Source organism: uncultured Draconibacterium sp., from assembly GCF_913063105.1.
Lineage (GTDB): Bacteria > Bacteroidota > Bacteroidia > Bacteroidales > Prolixibacteraceae > Draconibacterium.
The window spans coordinates 82,412-98,756 of sequence record NZ_CAJXYQ010000003.1; the positions used below are offsets into that span (position 1 = coordinate 82,412).

Annotated in this window: 13 protein-coding genes; 8 read left to right on the forward strand and 5 right to left on the reverse strand. The window is 40.4% G+C overall.

Annotation, left to right across the window (positions count from 1 at the left end; translation table 11 throughout):
- Positions 1-52: 52 nt before the first annotated feature.
- From QZ574_RS03640 to QZ574_RS03655, 4 genes are all read left to right on the forward strand, one after another.
- The gene (locus tag QZ574_RS03640; protein ID WP_297086877.1) at positions 53-361 is read left to right on the forward strand and encodes a hypothetical protein; all 309 of its coding nucleotides are present in this window, start codon (positions 53-55) and stop codon (positions 359-361) included.
- 40 nt (positions 362-401) lie between these two features.
- Entirely contained in the window at positions 402-2,288 is a 1,887-nt protein-coding gene (gene mutL, locus QZ574_RS03645) for a DNA mismatch repair endonuclease MutL (RefSeq protein WP_297086879.1), read from the forward strand.
- Between the two features lie 144 nt (positions 2,289-2,432).
- Complete coding sequence (locus QZ574_RS03650) at positions 2,433-3,155, forward strand: rhomboid family intramembrane serine protease (protein ID WP_297086881.1); 723 nt, start codon at positions 2,433-2,435, stop codon at positions 3,153-3,155.
- An 18-nt stretch (positions 3,156-3,173) separates the two neighbouring features.
- A complete protein-coding gene (locus QZ574_RS03655) occupies positions 3,174-4,055 on the forward strand; it encodes a rhomboid family intramembrane serine protease (protein ID WP_297086883.1) in 882 nt (293 codons plus the stop codon).
- 18 nt (positions 4,056-4,073) lie between these two features.
- Here QZ574_RS03655 and QZ574_RS03660 read toward each other — a convergent pair whose 3' ends face one another.
- Positions 4,074-5,018, reverse strand: a complete 945-nt coding sequence (locus tag QZ574_RS03660; protein WP_297086885.1) for a YihY/virulence factor BrkB family protein — start codon at positions 5,016-5,018, stop codon at positions 4,074-4,076.
- 8 nt (positions 5,019-5,026) lie between these two features.
- Positions 5,027-5,446 carry a DUF4783 domain-containing protein gene (locus tag QZ574_RS03665; protein WP_297086888.1) on the reverse strand — a complete coding sequence of 140 codons (420 nt, stop codon included), beginning with the start codon at positions 5,444-5,446 and terminating at the stop codon, positions 5,027-5,029.
- Positions 5,447-5,675: 229 nt separating this feature from the next.
- Between QZ574_RS03665 and rlmH the strand changes: the two genes are divergently transcribed.
- The 4 genes from rlmH to QZ574_RS03685 all read left to right on the forward strand — a co-directional run bounded on the left by rlmH (position 5,676) and on the right by QZ574_RS03685 (position 10,857).
- Entirely contained in the window at positions 5,676-6,149 is a 474-nt protein-coding gene (gene rlmH / locus QZ574_RS03670; RefSeq protein WP_297086890.1) for a 23S rRNA (pseudouridine(1915)-N(3))-methyltransferase RlmH, read from the forward strand.
- Positions 6,150-6,152: 3 nt separating this feature from the next.
- Entirely contained in the window at positions 6,153-9,848 is a 3,696-nt protein-coding gene (locus QZ574_RS03675; protein WP_297086892.1) for an ATP-binding protein, read from the forward strand.
- Positions 9,849-9,878: 30 nt separating this feature from the next.
- Complete coding sequence (locus QZ574_RS03680) at positions 9,879-10,277, forward strand: phosphoribosyltransferase (RefSeq protein WP_297086894.1); 399 nt, start codon at positions 9,879-9,881, stop codon at positions 10,275-10,277.
- 109 nt (positions 10,278-10,386) lie between these two features.
- Positions 10,387-10,857 carry a DUF6565 domain-containing protein gene (locus QZ574_RS03685; protein WP_297086896.1) on the forward strand — a complete coding sequence of 157 codons (471 nt, stop codon included), beginning with the start codon at positions 10,387-10,389 and terminating at the stop codon, positions 10,855-10,857.
- Positions 10,858-10,920: 63 nt separating this feature from the next.
- Here the strand turns inward: QZ574_RS03685 and QZ574_RS03690 are convergent, their stop codons facing one another.
- Genes QZ574_RS03690 through QZ574_RS03700 form a run of 3 tightly spaced genes read right to left on the reverse strand, consistent with a single transcriptional unit; the run spans position 10,921 to position 16,243 of the window.
- Complete coding sequence (locus tag QZ574_RS03690; protein WP_297086898.1) at positions 10,921-11,991, reverse strand: hypothetical protein; 1,071 nt, start codon at positions 11,989-11,991, stop codon at positions 10,921-10,923.
- Positions 11,988-12,623, reverse strand: coding sequence for a phosphoglycerate mutase family protein (locus QZ574_RS03695; protein ID WP_297086900.1), 636 nt, complete (start codon positions 12,621-12,623; stop codon positions 11,988-11,990). Before QZ574_RS03695 ends, QZ574_RS03690 begins: the two co-directional genes overlap by 4 nt.
- Positions 12,620-16,243 (reverse strand): BamA/TamA family outer membrane protein, encoded by a 3,624-nt coding sequence (locus QZ574_RS03700; RefSeq protein ID WP_297086902.1) that lies wholly within the window; start codon positions 16,241-16,243, stop codon positions 12,620-12,622. Before QZ574_RS03700 ends, QZ574_RS03695 begins: the two co-directional genes overlap by 4 nt.
- Positions 16,244-16,345: the final 102 nt, after the last annotated feature.

Here is a 16,345-nt window from a genome sequence, read left to right on the forward strand (position 1 = left end):
CGGAACAATTTTTGTAGAATAAAAGTTATCTTTGTAGCATAATTTATACACGATGATTGGCAGATTTTTTCATACACCGGGAACTAAAAAGTTTAACATTACTCCGCGTTTTTGGGATCCGGATAAAGACGAACGGGACGAACGTGAACGACGAATAAAAGAAGAATTGGGAATAGTTGACGAGAAGAAAGAAACCAGCCGTCATTATCGTCCCAATGTAAAAGGGCAGTTTCGGTCGGGAGACGGCTGGGCCCGATCATCAGAATCAGCCCGAAAAGCTCAAAATCGCAGGCTGGTGTGGATTGTACTGATTTTAGCCATGGTTCTTTATCTATTTTTCTTTTCAGACTTTTTTGCCTGATTTCCCCAAAATTCAATACTAAACATTTAAAAATCTCACTTTGAGCGATATTATTCAGTTATTACCCGATGCAGTAGCTAACCAGATTGCTGCCGGAGAGGTTATTCAACGACCGGCATCGGTGGTGAAAGAATTGGTAGAGAATGCCCTTGACGCCGGAGCAACGGAAGTAACCATCAATATTAAGGATGCCGGAAAAACACTCATCCAGATTTCTGATAATGGATGCGGAATGTCGCCCACTGATGCACGAATGGCTTTTGAGCGACATGCTACATCAAAAATTAAATCGGCAAACGACCTGTTTGCCATTCGCACAATGGGATTCAGAGGCGAAGCTTTGGCCTCGGTAGCGGCAATTGCCGATGTAGAATTGCGTACCAAAAGAGAAGAGGATGAGATAGGTACTTTAATCCACATTATTGGATCGGAGGTAAAAGCTCAGGAGCCGGCAGCTGGTAATAATGGCACTAATTTTATGATTAAAAACCTGTTTTTTAATGTGCCGGCACGACGAAAATTCCTCAAATCAAACGCTACCGAATTAAAACATATTATTTGGGAAATTCAACGCGTGGCCTTGCCAAATCCTGATATCCGTTTGTTGTTAATACATAACGGATCTGCCGTTTACGATTTGCCACCGGCCAATCATCGTAAACGCCTGGTTGATGTGTTTGGAAAAGCGCTGAACCAAAGCCTGGTGAATGTTGATGAGGAGACAAGTATTGTGAAAGTTTTTGGTTTTATTGGCCAGCCAAAATACGCCCGCAAAACCCTGGGTGAGCAGTTCTTTTTTGTAAACGGACGCTTTATGCGGCATCCGTATTTCCATAAAGCAATTATGCGGGCTTACGAACAACTATTGCCACCCGACACTTATCCTTCTTACTTTTTGTTTCTCGAACTCGACCCGGGTGAAATTGATATCAATGTTCATCCCACAAAAACCGAAATAAAGTTTGAGAATGAACGCGATATCTGGCCAATTATTCATGCCGCAGTTCGCGAGTCATTGGGTAAGCACAATGTTGTACCGTCAATAGATTTTGACCAAAGCGGAAGCATAGATATACCGGTGCCGAAAAAAAGTGCCGACAATGTGCGTTTCCCTGAAATACAGATTAATCCCGACTACAATCCTTTTGATAACGAAAAGAAGTTTGCCGAGCGCGGCTATTCGCCATTCGATAAAGAAGCCGGGCAGGGGCGCAGTTCCATGCCGGAATCTGGTCGCGAAAAAAGAAATTTAGAAAACTGGGAAGATCTTTACCAGGGGGCGCAGTTGAAACTGAAACCCGAGCCAAGGGGAATAAAAGTGCCGCATGAAGATTTGTATGCCAATACTCCTGAGCAGTTCAGTGGAAAAAGAGTACTGCAACTGAAACAGCGCTATATTTTAACGCCTGTAAAATCGGGCTTAATGGTAATCGACCAAAAAAGGGCACACGAACGAATTTTATACGAGAAATTTTTAGACGTAATGAAATCGGACTCGGTAGCCAGTCAGCAACAGCTTTTTCCACAAACCATAGAACTTAATCCGGCTGATTCGGCCTTGCTGAAAGGTATTTTACAGGATTTGCTGCAGCTGGGATTCGATATTCGTGAATTTGGAAAAGATACCTTTATTATTAACGGAACACCGGGTGTACTCGATGTTTCTTCGCCCGAGCTTATTGTAGAGAAACTCTTGGAAGAGTATAAAAATTCGCCGGTTGATGCCCGTTCAAAAGCAAGAGAACAAATTGCTGTTTCGTTGGCAAAAGCTTCTGCAATGGATTATGGTACCGAATTAAAACAGGAGGAGGTAGATCACCTGATTGACAATTTATTTGCCTGTGCAACACCCAACTTTTCGCCCGATGGAAAAAAGGTGTTAACCATCATTTCGACAGATGATATCGAAAAAAGTTTTTCAAAGTGACAGATTGTCGTTAATTTACGGCCTCTAAAATTTGGTCTGGCAATTGTATTGTTAGCGCCAAAGTTTAAAAATAGTTATAACAACGAATATCGTTGAGCCAGGAATTGATAGAACCTCGGTCTTCGGTCTTCCAACCTTTTTATTATGAATTATCGTCCATCATTAAATATGCCACCGGTGGTAAAGAACCTGATTCTTGCCAATGTTTTGTTTTTTGTTGTTACCATGGTAATGCAACAAACCGGAACCGACCTTTACAAAATTCTGGGTTTATATTTTCCGGCATCCGATAATTTTCGTTTGCACCAAATGTTTACCCATATGTTTATGCACGGTAGCCTGGGGCATATCTTTTTTAATATGTTTGCCCTTTTTATGTTTGGGCGCGTGCTCGAAAGTGTTTGGGGACCCCGCCGTTTTCTGATTTTTTATCTGGTAACAGGTTTGGGAGCTGCGGTTTTGCATACTCTTGTTAATTATTTCGAATACCAATCGGCGCTTGCAAAAATATCACCCGACCAGCTGGTTTACTTAAAAGAACTGGCTGCACAGGGCAAATACATTCCGAATACCGCTTCAGAAAAACTGACCATGATTTTAAATACACCAACAGTTGGTGCATCGGGTGCAGTATTTGGTATTTTGCTTGGTTTTGGAATGTTGTTTCCCAATACCGAGTTGATGTTGCTTTTTCCGCCAATACCTATAAAAGCAAAATATTTTGTGATTGGTTACGGAGTACTCGAGTTGGTGTTGGGAATATCGCAACCAGGTAGTAATGTGGCCCATTTTGCCCATCTGGGAGGAATGCTTTTTGGGTATTTTATGATTAAATACTGGAATAAAAACTCAAAACGTTTTTACTAAAAACGGGGGAATACTGTTGTGGATATTGCAGGAGAAATAAAACGCACATTTAAAGAAGGCTCGGTTCTTACACGCTTGATTTACCTGAACATTGGGGTTTTTCTGGTGCTAAAAATTGTTGGCGTATTTTTTTACCTGGCCGGTCAAGATTTCCAGCTTTTTCAATGGCTGGCTGTTCCGTCGGTTACCGAAGTGCTTGTTCAACGTCCGTGGACACCAATAAGCTATATGTTTTTGCACACTGGTTTTATTCATTTGTTATTTAATATGCTGGGGCTTTTTTGGTTTGGGCAGTTGTTTTTATATCATTTTGAAGGGAATAAACTTTTAAGCGTTTATCTGCTTGGTGGTATTGTTGGTGCTGCTTTCTATATTCTTGCCTATAATTTGTTCCCGGTATTTAATTCGGTTTATGGTTTACTGCTGGGGGCTTCGGCCTCCTTGTTTGCAATTTTGGTGGCAATAGCAGTTTACGACCCCAATCGCGAAATTCATTTGTTTTTTATTGGGCGTTTCCCTTTAAAATATGTAGCTGCTTTTTATCTACTGTTATCCGTTATAGGTATTTCGTCAACTAATCCCGGAGGAAATATTGCGCATTTAGGAGGTGCTTTTTGGGGGTGGTTTTATATTTCTCAGTTACGAAAAGGGAAAGATATGGGAGCAGGGCTGGTAACATTTTTAAACAAAGCGGGCACGTATTTGCCTGGGCTTTTTAAGCCTAAAAGCCGAATGAAGGTGAGCTACAAAAAGCCACCACGCGACGATAGAGAATACAACCGCCAGAAAAATGTGCAGCAAGATGAAGTTAATCGTATTCTTGATAAAATAGGGAAATCGGGTTACGATAGTTTAACAAAGCAGGAAAAGGAAATTCTTTTTAAACAGGGCAAAAATTAAAGGAATTCAGGCTGTTTCTTAGTCGTAGTTTAATTGTGCTTCTTCATCGTTTTGGTAGGTGTGTGCCTGGTAAATACTGGCATTTAGCTCAAACCCAATTAGCAGAATTAACGACATTACATACATCAAAAATAAAATAGCCAGCAGCGTGCCTATCGAGCCGTAGAGTTTGTTGTACTGGCTAAAATTATTGATGTAATACTTAAATCCAATAAATCCAATAATACTTAAAATAGTTGCAAGAGTTCCACCGGCCGAAATAAAACGCCACTTGGTTTTTTTGGCAGGAGCCATGTAGTAGAGAAACGAAAAGGCAAAAAAGAACATGCTGATCGTAATGATCCATTTCCCCACAATAAGTATCACCACAAGAAAACGGTCGCGAATAATATCAATTTGACTGAGGTAATTAATAAGATCCTGTCCTACGGTTAGAAGCACAACTGCTACCGATAAAAGCAAGGTGAAAATAATGAGCATAAAAATGGCCGCAATGTATTGGCTCCACCAGGTACGGCGGTTAATGTTGTGTACCGTAGCATCAAAAGCACTCATCATCGATACCAATCCGTTGGTAGCAAAAATAAGCGCCATAAAAAAGTTTAACGACAGCAGATCACCACGTGGTCTTAAAATAATTTCAGTAATTGTCTCCTCAATGGTTGGCCAGGTGCTTTCAGGTACCAATTCCTGAATGATAACAAAAAGCTCATTCTGAAAACCACTAATGGGAATTAAAGTGAACAGGAAAATAATGCCGGGAAAAAGGGCAATAAAAAACGAAAAGGCAATTCCCGAGGCGCGGGTAGTTATGGAACCATCAACAATGCTTCTCCAAAAAAACAACAATACATCGTACAATGGTACGCCGTCGAAAAGAGGGAGCGAAATGTTTTTGGCACGTTCAACGGCTCTTTCTCCCAGCTTTTTTAACCGTTTAAAAGTTATTCTATCCGCTGACATAAACGCCTTTATTGTTTTTCTATTCTGAGTTGGTGAATGTATTCTGTCCCACTATTCTTTTTAAGTAGAAAATACACTCTAAAATCTCCTTTTTCAGTTTTTAATTTTCCGATAACGTATTTGGCATCAGCTTTTCCGCTATCGTGAATGATGGAAAAAGCATGTTCGGCCACCGGAGGAAACTTACTAAAAAAGTTGCTTACAATTTGCTGAGCCTGGGCTTTGCTATACACATTGTCGTTATCAAGCACCACCATCTCAACGTTTTGGTTAAAATAGGTTGAAAGCGTTTTGGCATTCCCGGTTTCTAATCCTACAACAATTTCGCTGGGTATTTTTTGGTTGTCTTGCGGTGCTATGGCTGTAACAGCCAGCACAATACAAAGCAACAGACTTGCGGAAAATATCTTTTTTAAGGTAATCATCATATTCAATATTCGGTTTTGGTATAACATAGTTCGCAAAAACTATGCAAAAACACTTTTCTACGCCTATTTTTACTGTAAATTTATAAAATTAAAAATCAATTAGGCGATTGGAGTAGATACATAATTTTATTTACTTCGTCATCAGAGCCTTATAGCTGGTTTTTTTGCTAAGCGTTTTACAAACGATTTGCAAGAAATACTGCCTGAAAAAAGGTGTAAAAATTTACGGATGAAAATTACATTGTTGGTTGTGGGAAAAACAGATGCCGCTTATTTGCGCGATGGCATTGATGTGTACCGGAAACGACTAAAACATTATATAAATTTTGAACTGGAAATTATTCCGGACATAAAAAAAGGGAAAAACACGAATCCTGAAATTCAGAAAATAAAAGAAGGCGAACTTATTCTTGCAAAACTAACTGCAGGCAAAGAATTGCATTTGCTTGATGAAAAGGGAAAAATGTTTTCGTCGGTTGAGTTTTCGAAGTTTATTGAAAAGAAAATGATTAACGGCCCAAAGGAGCTTTTACTCGTTATTGGTGGCCCGTATGGGTTTTCAGATGAAGTATACCAACGTGCCCAGTCAAAAATTTCACTCTCCAGGCTTACATTTTCGCATCAAATGGTGCGATTGTTGTGTGTAGAGCAAATTTACAGGGCATTTACTATTTTAAAAGGCGAACCATATCATCATGTTTAACTAATGGGGTTAAAACAAAATAAATATACCTTTTTAGTAGCGGCAATAGTTTTTTTTATTGTAGCTGCAATTGTAGAAAACAGTTTGCTTCGGCGAAACCCTGAGACAAAACTAATTACAGATTTTCAGGAGCAGGTGCTTGTAAATGAGCAGAAACTGGCACTTAATCTTAGCCGCTTAGGCGAGATTTTGAAAACTGAAGACTTTGAAGAAGAACTGAATGAATTTTTTGCACAGGAAGAAACGCTGATTCGCGAAACGGGTTTTGGCTCGTTAATTTTTCGCAACAACGAACTTATTTTTTGGACCGACAGGGGGATAGCTTTCTATAATTACCTGGAAGAACTACCGGGAACTACCGGCATGGTGAGGCTCCCGAATGGTTATTACATGGTTGATACGGTTTGTGTTGGCGATTATACAGCGGTAGGTTTTCATTTGGTAAAGCTACGGTATACCTACGAAAATAAATACCTGCAAAGCAATTTTTACAAAAGCTACAGGCTCCCAAACGATTATGTAGTACGAATAAACAAGAATAAGCGAGGTTACGAAATCAAAAATACCGAAGGCGCTTATCTTTTTACTCTACTGCCTTATGGTAAATACCTTTGCACAACAAATCAACTTTATTTTCCGGCGGCTTTCTATTTTCTGGGCCTGATATTGTTACTTTTTTATTTCAGAAAAGAGTTTGTTGAGCAAGACGCTCCGTTCTTTTTAAAACTGGTGAGCTTAGGAGTTGCCTTATTTATTGTTTATTGGATCCACCTGATTTTTGAGGTGCCCAAAGTATTTTTTCATTTGCGTTTTTTTGGCCCCGACTATTTTGCAATTAACGAATGGTTGCCATCCTTAGGCGATTATTTTTTACTGGCAATGTTCTTTTTGTTTTGGATTTACAACTTCGCCATCGATCTGAATATCGAGGATTTACAGAAAAACTCAACTTTGCCCCGTAAAATGGTAATAGCATTGCTACTGCTTTTTAATGCCAGCCTGTATTTGCTTGTTGATTATTTTATTAAAGAGCTTATTTTCAACTCAACCATTTCGTTTGCATTGAATAAAATTATTGCCATTTCTCCGCAGAGTATAATGGGTGTTTTTTCAATGGGATTGTTGTTGTTGGGCGTGGTGTTTTTTACCATCCGTATCAACGAAAAGATTTTAAAAGATTTTACTCTGTTTTATTTGATAGTGTTGGTGCTGGCAATTAGTTTGTTTTTTGCCGGAGTTCAATACCTCGCGGTACACAATGTATCAATTTATGCGCTGTTGCTTTTTATAACATGCGCCTTGCTGGCTTCTTTAATCAGCCGGCATTACTTACACACTTTTACCTTAAGTTACCTTATAATTTACGTAGCTGTTGTATCGCTGTATTCACTGTTTATTATTAACCGTACAATTAGTAAAAAAGATCGCGAGCACCAGAAACTTCTGGCAGTAACCCTGGTAACTGAGCGCGACCCGGCGGCAGAAGTGTTTATGACCGAAGTACAATATCAGATTAACAGGGATTCGGCAATTATTAATAGTTTACTTTTTCAACGCGAATTTGTTGACGTGGAGGAGTATTTTCGCCAGTCGTATTTTAATACCTATTTCAGAAGATATTTATTGAATATTTACGTATGCCGAAGCATTGATAGTCTGATAACAGAACCCGATAACAGAATGGTGTTGTGCAGGGAATACCTGGATCAGAAAATAGAAGCGGAGGGTATTCAAGTGCCCGGAACAGGTTTCTACTTTATGGATAATATGAATGGCCGTATTTCTTATACAGGGCGTTTTAACTACCCGTTGGCCGACGATGGCCGCGGAGTCTCAATTTATATCGACCTGGATTCGGATTTATTGTTTGAAGGTATTGGTTTTCCTGAATTGCTCATTGATAAATCGATGGCGCGGTCGGATATCTACCAAAAATTTAACTACGCAAAATATTACGCCGGAGAACTTACCGATAAGTTTGGCGAATACAATTACAATTACAACGGGCACGTTTACCTTAAGTCCGACGATGAATTCTCGTACCTGCGCCAGGATCAGCTGGAGCATTTGGTTTATCACACCAGCGAGCAAAACTATGTGGTGGTTTCGCGGGTTTTGTTAAGCCCCATCGATTACCTGATTTCGTTCCCTTATTTGTTTGTATTTTACTTTCTTACCTTGTTGGTCGTGTTAATGGTTGTCAACCAGTCGATTCGCGAGCGAAGGGTATTTTTCGACCTGAAATTTAAGATACAGGCTGCCATTATTTCCATTGTGTTTATTTCGTTACTGGTAGTGGCAGCGGTTACTTTGTTTTATAATGTAAAAGAATACAGGCAGAAACACCAGAACGACCTGAATGAGAAAATGAAATCGATTGCCGAGGAGATAGACCATCGCCTGGAAGACAAAGAAGAAATTACACCAGAACTGGAAATATGGTTACACCGCGAGTTAGCCAAACTTTCAAATATTTTCCGCACAGACATTAATATTTACGGCGTTGATGGCGACCTGATAGCCTCATCGCGTTTAGAGATTTTTGAGCGCGGTTTGGTGTCAACAAAAATTAATGCCCGCGCTAATTACGAAGTTTACCAGAATTTCTCCATCAGCTATTTTCAACCCGAGAATATCGGAAAACTGTCGTACCTGTCGGCTTACCGGCCCATAATTAATAACCGGGGAAATTACCTGGGCGTGATAAACCTGCCCTATTTTATTAGGCAAGATAACTATAGCCAGGAAATTTCAACTTTTATTGTAGCCTTTATCAACCTGTATGTGTTGCTGTTTTTAGCCAGTATAATTGCGGCCGTTTTTATTGCCAACCAGATTACGAAACCGCTTGTGGTTATTCAGGAGAATTTGCAAAAAATGCAACTGGGAAAACGTAACGAACCCATTCAGTACAGCCGAAAAGACGAGATTGGAAGTTTGGTGCGCGAATACAATAAAAAGGTTGATGAACTGGCAATTAGTGCCGATTTATTGGCGCGCTCTGAAAGAGAGTCGGCCTGGCGCGAAATGGCCAAACAAATTGCCCACGAAATTAAAAATCCGCTCACCCCAATGAAACTGAATATTCAGTATTTACAGCGCGCCAAGGGACAAAACGAGGAATACAATGAATTTTTGGAGCGGGTAACCTCAACCTTAATCGAACAAATAGATAACCTCTCGAATATTGCCACCGAGTTTTCGAATTTTGCCAAAATACCAACAGCTCGTAACCAGGTATTTTGTTTGGCCGAGCAGTTGCGAAAAACCATCGATTTATACGAAACGCACGATCGGGCAAAAATTGAATTCGACACCAACGGGCAAGAGTGCCTCAATGTTAATGCCGACCGCGAACAGCTTTCGCGTGCCATTATCAACCTCATCAGAAATGCAATTCAAGCCATTCCCGAAGACCAAAAAGGAGCTGTTTTGTTAAAGCTTAACCGACGCGAGCACATGGCTGTAATTTCGGTGCAGGATAATGGAATGGGAATACCGCTTGAATTACGCGATAAACTTTTTAGCCCAAGTTTTACTACCAAAACAAGCGGTATGGGGCTGGGACTGGCCATTGTAAAAAATATTGTGGAGAATTTTGCAGGGAGAATATGGTTTGAAACTGAGCTGGGCGTTGGCTCCACTTTTTTCCTTGAAATTCCGGTTTTTAACGAAAACGATGAGTTGCACGAAGTTTAAATAAAATAAACATGTGATAAAACAATACGAATGACACCATTATCTTTTAAACAAATAACAGCACGTTTGCACACCATAAAATTTCCGGAGATTGATGTTGTTATCGGTATAGGATCGGGCGGAGTGCCTGCAGCCACCATGCTGGCTTATCATTTAAAATCGGAACTGTTTGTGATGACACTGAATTATCGCGACGAGCAAAATAATCCGCGCTACGAGGAACCGAAAGTGCTGGAAAAAGCCAACTGGAACTTAGCCGGCCAACGTATTTTATTGGTTGATGATGTTTCGGTTTCGGGGAAAACAATGAATGCCGCTTTAAAACAACTAAAAGGGCTGAACGTGCAAACTTGTGCAATGAAAGGGAAAGCCGATTTTGTGCTATTCCCTGAAATAAAAGATTGTGTTAAGTGGCCATGGAAACCCTGAATTTTATTACTGGACAGGGCATAATTTTAATATTTTTACTTGAGGCCTGTTAAATTAAAAACAGCGTAAAGTTTGTAACAGGCAACAGTATTTTCATCAATTTTTAAGTATGAAACCAATAAATTTTTTGTTTGTTTTTGGTCTGATCTACCTTCTGTCGTGTTCGCAACCTACATCAAAAGAAGATTACCTAAACAAGTTTAGCCGCTTTGTTCAGCGGGTGGAAGAAAACCATAAAAAATATACTACTAATGACTGGGAATGGGCCGATAAAAAGTTTGAACGATACAATTCAGAATGGTATATAAACTACCGCAATGAATTTACTTTTGAAGATCAGATAAAAATAAAAGGATTGATTATTAAATACCATGCCTTAAAGAACAAGGAGAGTATTGGCGATTTGTTACACGATCTTTTTAAAGATGATGTAAATAACATTGGCGACAAATTTCAACAATATGTTGATGAAGACCTGGATGAGGATCTGGACAAGATTATAGATGGAGCAACAGAAATTGGCGACTCAGCGGTTAAAGTGTTAGAACAAGTGGTAAAAGAATTAGACGAATCTTTTTAGGGCAAAACCTTGATTTTGTGTGGTTTAAAATAAGCTATAATTTGATTAATTCAAAGGCTTGTGCTATTCAATGCAACGCTCCATTAAGTCTTTTGGAACCGATAAAAACAAAGAGACACTGGCATAAGGTGCCCCCGAAACGGTTGATTTAATCAGGTAGTCGGTATCAGGGCGGGGCAGTGTACTTCCTGATTTAAAGTTTGATTCGGTAACATTGAAATTAATATTGTTGGAGTAGCCAAATTTAGCCTCAAAACCAACCCACCTGTTTATTTTAGTAATAATCCCCACCGTTGCGTCGATGGTGGACTGACGTAGCTGAATACTTTCAGTTTCACTTAAAACGGTATCGTCAACCCGTACGGTATAACTGGTTCCCGATATTTCGGCATCGCAGAAAACATAAAAATTATTATTCACACGTTTCCAGGCTTTAAATCCCTGGGGCAACAATAAATCAATACCAATTCCATTTGCGTACCGTTTAGAGTAGTTAAACACAGGGTAAATTGATGGTTCGCCAAAGGTATAGCCAAAATATGCCCCAAAAGCGTAATAAGTATTTCGGTCTTTACGTATGGCATATCCCAGGGCAAGCGACGATTTTAGCAGGTCGCCAAATGAAAAGTACTTTTCGTCCTGGATATGAAAGTCGCCGGCCAGGTTCCAGCTGGTTTGCATCACCAGCGAACGGTTGTCGTTCAGGTGAAAAAGTCCTTTCATATCAAGGCCTAATCGCCGCAGATTCCGATCATTCAGCCCCACATACATGGGGTAGTCATCAGGTTCCAGATCTTCAAAATAGAACTGTTCGTTTACATAACGAAATCCACCGGTAAGTTTAACCCGCTGTTTGTTAATTAAAGGGAATTTTAGCCGGGCTGTAACCGTTCTGTTACCCGTAATTTCAGCCGATCCGTTGCCAATTTCTTCCAAATCGGATGTGGAGGAAATGTTGTACTGAAAAGGCCCTTCCATTTTTAAATAGAAAAAACGCGTGGGAAGGTTGTTTTCAAAATACGGAGTCCAGTCTTCGCGAGAGAGTGTATCTTGTGCAAAACTATGCGTACAAAACAAAATTAATATGATTCCCAAAAAATATTTCACAAGGCTAATAACGTTCAATCTTTTCAATTATTATATTTTTTTAAAACTGTTGCTCCAAGGTTCTCTTTCCCCTTGTTTTTAATAACAACCCAGCCTCTTTGCTCCAGTTCTTTTGCAATGTTTCTATTTATAAACCCGTGGGTAACAAGTACAACCTGATTGTTGTGTTCCGCTTTTTTTTCAATAAACGAACATACCTTGTTCACTCGTTCTTTGGCCTCCTGAAAAGATTCCGTTCCGGGTTTTTCGAGGCCCATTAGCCACAGCGCACGCGATAAGGAAGTCCAGCCTTTATACGGTAATACCAGCGGTAGCCACACCATGTGCATTTCAAATTCGTTGAGCTCTTTTAGCGATACCAAAATGGCCGAGTCGCCATAAAGTTTTAGTCCAGTGGCAACCGATCGTGATAAGTTGCTAACATAAATGGTATCGGTTAATCTATCCGGCACTTTTTGTAATACGGTATCCGGATTAAACTGGCTGATTGGAGCGGTGTCGTATGAATTGCGAAGCCTGGCTGCTTTTTTTGCACCCATCCATCCATTGTGTTCGAGTTTAACTTCGGCATGCCGGATTAGCACCACCTCCTGTGCATTTATTTGGTGCACAGGCCACAAGGCTACAAGTATTAAAAGGCTACAAACTACTGTCTTCAAAACAAAAAGCTAAAGTTAAATTGAACTAACGTTTCTTCGCGGCTTTTGTTTAAAGTGGCGGTAACAATGGCCATTTTAAAAGGCGATAACCAAATCCCAGCACCATAGCCGTTGTGCCATTTTGATGAGCTTTCATTATCGAGCCAAACCCGGCCAATATCGTCGAATAAAAGCAGGCCAAGTTCACCGGTTAAGAGGTAATTTTTAAAATCAATTACTTTAAAACGCAGTTCACTGTTGAGGTAAGCACTGGCATCGCCATAAAAGCGTGTTTTTCGGAAACCACGCAAGTTTGTTTTTCCATCTAAAATAGCAGCATCGTGAAAATAAAAATCGCCAAATATTTTTTCGCCACCAATGCGCATGGCTAAAACCGTGCGCGGGTATTTGTTAAAACTTAACAAGGTGGCTGCCGTTCCGCCAATTTTAGTAAAATTGGGTTCGTTTCCGTGCAGGTTTACAAAGTGCTTAGCCGATGCATTTAGTACAAATCCGCGTGTTGGCCTAAAATCTTTATTCAGATTCTGATATTCGTAATAGCCACCTAAAATGGCATACTGTTTTTGTCCCAGGTTCGCAGGAGAAAGGTTGTTTTGCTCGAAATTGGAAATGAATTTATCTTCCAGGTTTTGTGTGTCGTTCAGCTTCCAGCTGGCTTGTAGCCCAATTTTATGTTCGTTAATGGGGTGGTCTTTATGCAGGTCTTCCTCGTCGTACCGGGCCCAAACCGATTCGCCAAATCGTTTCTGCAGCGAGAAGGCAGCAACAATTCTCTGTTGTTTTGTTCTGAAATACTTATAGTCGTACCCCGGAAACTGGTGGCTGGTTTCGTTCCCCAACCCGTAATAGTTGGTGGTGTAATTGGGGCCACTAATATCAATTCCAAATATGGCATCTAGTCCATTGTTTGTTGATAGTGATTCAAACTGTGCTTTTATATTAAAAGCTGAGTTTTTTATGGCGTAGTCGCCTATTAAAGAAGTTTTCAGGTCGCGACGGAAACGTTGTTTATACCACGATCGACCATAGCCCAGGTAAACTCCATCGTCGGCATTGTATCCGCCCGATGCCAGGGGCATTCCAATATCAGGTTTAAAATATTTACGGTCGTATTCATGAATAATTTTGTTATGTGTAAGTTGTTTGTTGGTTCGTCCGATCCCCTTTACTTTTGTACTCTTTTTTAAATCATAAACAACTGTTTTTGCCCTCAGTCCTGATACTGATGAATTATTTACAACAACATCTTTATCTTGTCCGCCAACAATTCGTATTACGGGGCCTTTGTTTACCGATCCGCTTATTTCAAAACGGTCTTCTTCATCTAATCCATAGCAAACCACCTCGCGAGTTTCGTTGGTTTTAATGGTTCGCTGGTAAATTTGTTTCCCCTTGGTATCGTCTTTTTTTATGTGGTAAACATTAATTGTTGTTTCCTCATCATTTATTCGGTTAATTTCAAAAAGATCTCTTCGTTCGGTACCTGCAATATTTATTCTTTTCGAGAGATAAAGGTAGAGCTCACGGGCCATCTCTTCCATATAATCTTTTCGTTTTAACAGGATTTTTGCAGTAGAATCGGCCACCATAGGTTGCACCTCTTTCGGAAAAGTCTGCACTGCTTCGTTAATGGCTTCCGGTGTCATTTTGCTCATCAGCATGGCATTGGTTTTTTGCCAATCGTTCCAGTCCATCTGGTTTAAAAAGGTGCGATCGAAATAACGGGCATTAAATCCAAGCCCGATAACATATTTTGTTCGGGGCTGAAAATTCTGGATTTTTGGCAAAATAAATGGCAGCGAGGCAAATCCCGGAAGAATACCCTGGTTTACAAAAAAGGTTTGATCGCGGTCACGCGGAATAGGTTGGTAGGTAGTAAGACCGTCGTTTTTAAATGAAGCCCAGCGCCATTGGTCGTCGTGCCGGTCCCAGTCGTTTATGTAAATATCAAGTAAGCGGGCACGTAAAACAGCCAGCTGATCTACCTGGTGGTCTTCGCTTTCAATAATTTTCTCCAATACCTCATCTGTGCCAACAATTTTTTTCGAGTAGCCAAAACTTTTTAAATCGCGCCGGTCATTAGCCGGTCGTTCTTCAAATAAAAACAAGCCACTGCGCATGTCTTCTTTATAATGTTGAAACAAGGGGTCCTGCGGCACATAAACAAGCTCCGGGTTGGTATGAAAAACTCCGGCGTGCTCTGCCAAAACAGCTGCAGGCAATGCAGAGTAGGGGTTCGAAGCCGAAATCTGATCTTGTACAATATCTTTAGCAAAGGTTATTTTCATTTCCTCGGGTAGCGCTCCCTCTGCAAACTTTTCAAGCGAACGCAATACGTACTGGTGCCCTTCTTCAGTTTCTAAACGAACCGATTTTGTTTGCTGTCCGCCGCCGCGTTTAAGTAGCGTCAGACCATTTTTTTCTTTGCTGATGTCAAAAATACGAGCTTCAACTGGTGTGGCCCAAACCTGGCGGTAGTTGGTTCCCATCCATTTTTTATACCTGTCGGTGGCCAGGTATTGCCGGCTGGCATAAGTTGTATGTGTTGGTTCCTTAAACAGATCTTCGCGCTGGGCATTCAGGCGATCTTGTGTTTCAACATTTTTCGAGTATAAAAGCCTGCTGTAAAGGGGTTCCTTTGTTCCCTTTTCAATCGTGAAAAAATTAAGAACAACATCGCCGTTTTCACATATATCGATGCGCGAAATACCGGCCTTGCTACTGGCAAACTTTGTTTTTTGGTCGTTTACGTAGCTTTGCTTTACCAACGATCCACTTATAACCTGGTGGATATTGTCGGTTTTAATGTATTGAAGACTGTTCTCTAATGCCGATGCATAAATTACATTCGGGAAACGGTTTAAGATACTTTTTAACTGGTGACGCAGGTTTTTGTAATTGGGGTGAACCAGGTCGTGTTTGCCTCCAAGTGTATTTTTATACAGGGCATACGGAAATCCGAAAATACTGGTAGCAGCAGAAAACTTCCCGCCATGTGGTCCATAAGATTCAATAGGGTGGTAACCGGCCACAATAACCGTTTTGTGCCTGTTGTTACGCAAGGCATCCTGCAGCCAGATAAAAACATCTTCGTCTTCTTCAATGCCACATTTCCCGTAACGGGTATCCAATGCGGTTAGCCACCAGTAGGTGTCAATTAAAATAATGGTAAGGTCATCGCTAAGCTCTACTTCAGTGGGCCCCGGGCACCCCCAGTCGGTTGTGTAAAAAGTATTTTCAGTAAATGTTTTACCCAATGCCTTGTTAACTTTCTTTGTATGCTTTTTGCCGGTTTTCCATTCGTTTAAACCATTGGCAAACAGCAAAGGGGTGTTTTTATCTTTTAATTGCGGCGAAAAGGTAAAAGCAAATTTATCGTCGTGAGTGGTGTAGCTTGAAAAATTGCCGAGAAATACAAATGAGTGTGGCTGAGGAATTTGGGTGAGCTGGCCGATGAAATTATTTTGTGTTTCAGGCTGTTCGCTTGCCGTGTTGCCGGCTAAAAAAACACTGTATTTAATTGGCTGACTTTGAGCAGAAGAGAATAGGCAACAAAACAACACAAGAACAAGCGTATTGATTTTAAGCGATTTTATCTTTGTCAGAAAAAGTTTAGTCATTCGTTTCATATTTTAACAAATATAACCTTTATGCCAAAATGGTTCTTCCTGTTTTATCGCTTAAAAACCACAAAAACAGGTATGCTGTGCAGATAAATATTT

Coding starts and splice junctions, on each gene's coding strand:
- QZ574_RS03680 (WP_297086894.1), top strand. CDS start 9,879: ATGACACCATTATCTTTTAAACAAATAACAGCACGTTTGCACACCATA.
- QZ574_RS03700 (WP_297086902.1), bottom strand. CDS start 16,243: ATGACTAAACTTTTTCTGACAAAGATAAAATCGCTTAAAATCAATACG.
- QZ574_RS03685 (WP_297086896.1), top strand. CDS start 10,387: ATGAAACCAATAAATTTTTTGTTTGTTTTTGGTCTGATCTACCTTCTG.
- rlmH (WP_297086890.1), top strand. CDS start 5,676: ATGAAAATTACATTGTTGGTTGTGGGAAAAACAGATGCCGCTTATTTG.
- QZ574_RS03675 (WP_297086892.1), top strand. CDS start 6,153: ATGGGGTTAAAACAAAATAAATATACCTTTTTAGTAGCGGCAATAGTT.
- QZ574_RS03640 (WP_297086877.1), top strand. CDS start 53: ATGATTGGCAGATTTTTTCATACACCGGGAACTAAAAAGTTTAACATT.
- QZ574_RS03665 (WP_297086888.1), bottom strand. CDS start 5,446: ATGATGATTACCTTAAAAAAGATATTTTCCGCAAGTCTGTTGCTTTGT.
- QZ574_RS03650 (WP_297086881.1), top strand. CDS start 2,433: ATGAATTATCGTCCATCATTAAATATGCCACCGGTGGTAAAGAACCTG.
- QZ574_RS03660 (WP_297086885.1), bottom strand. CDS start 5,018: ATGTCAGCGGATAGAATAACTTTTAAACGGTTAAAAAAGCTGGGAGAA.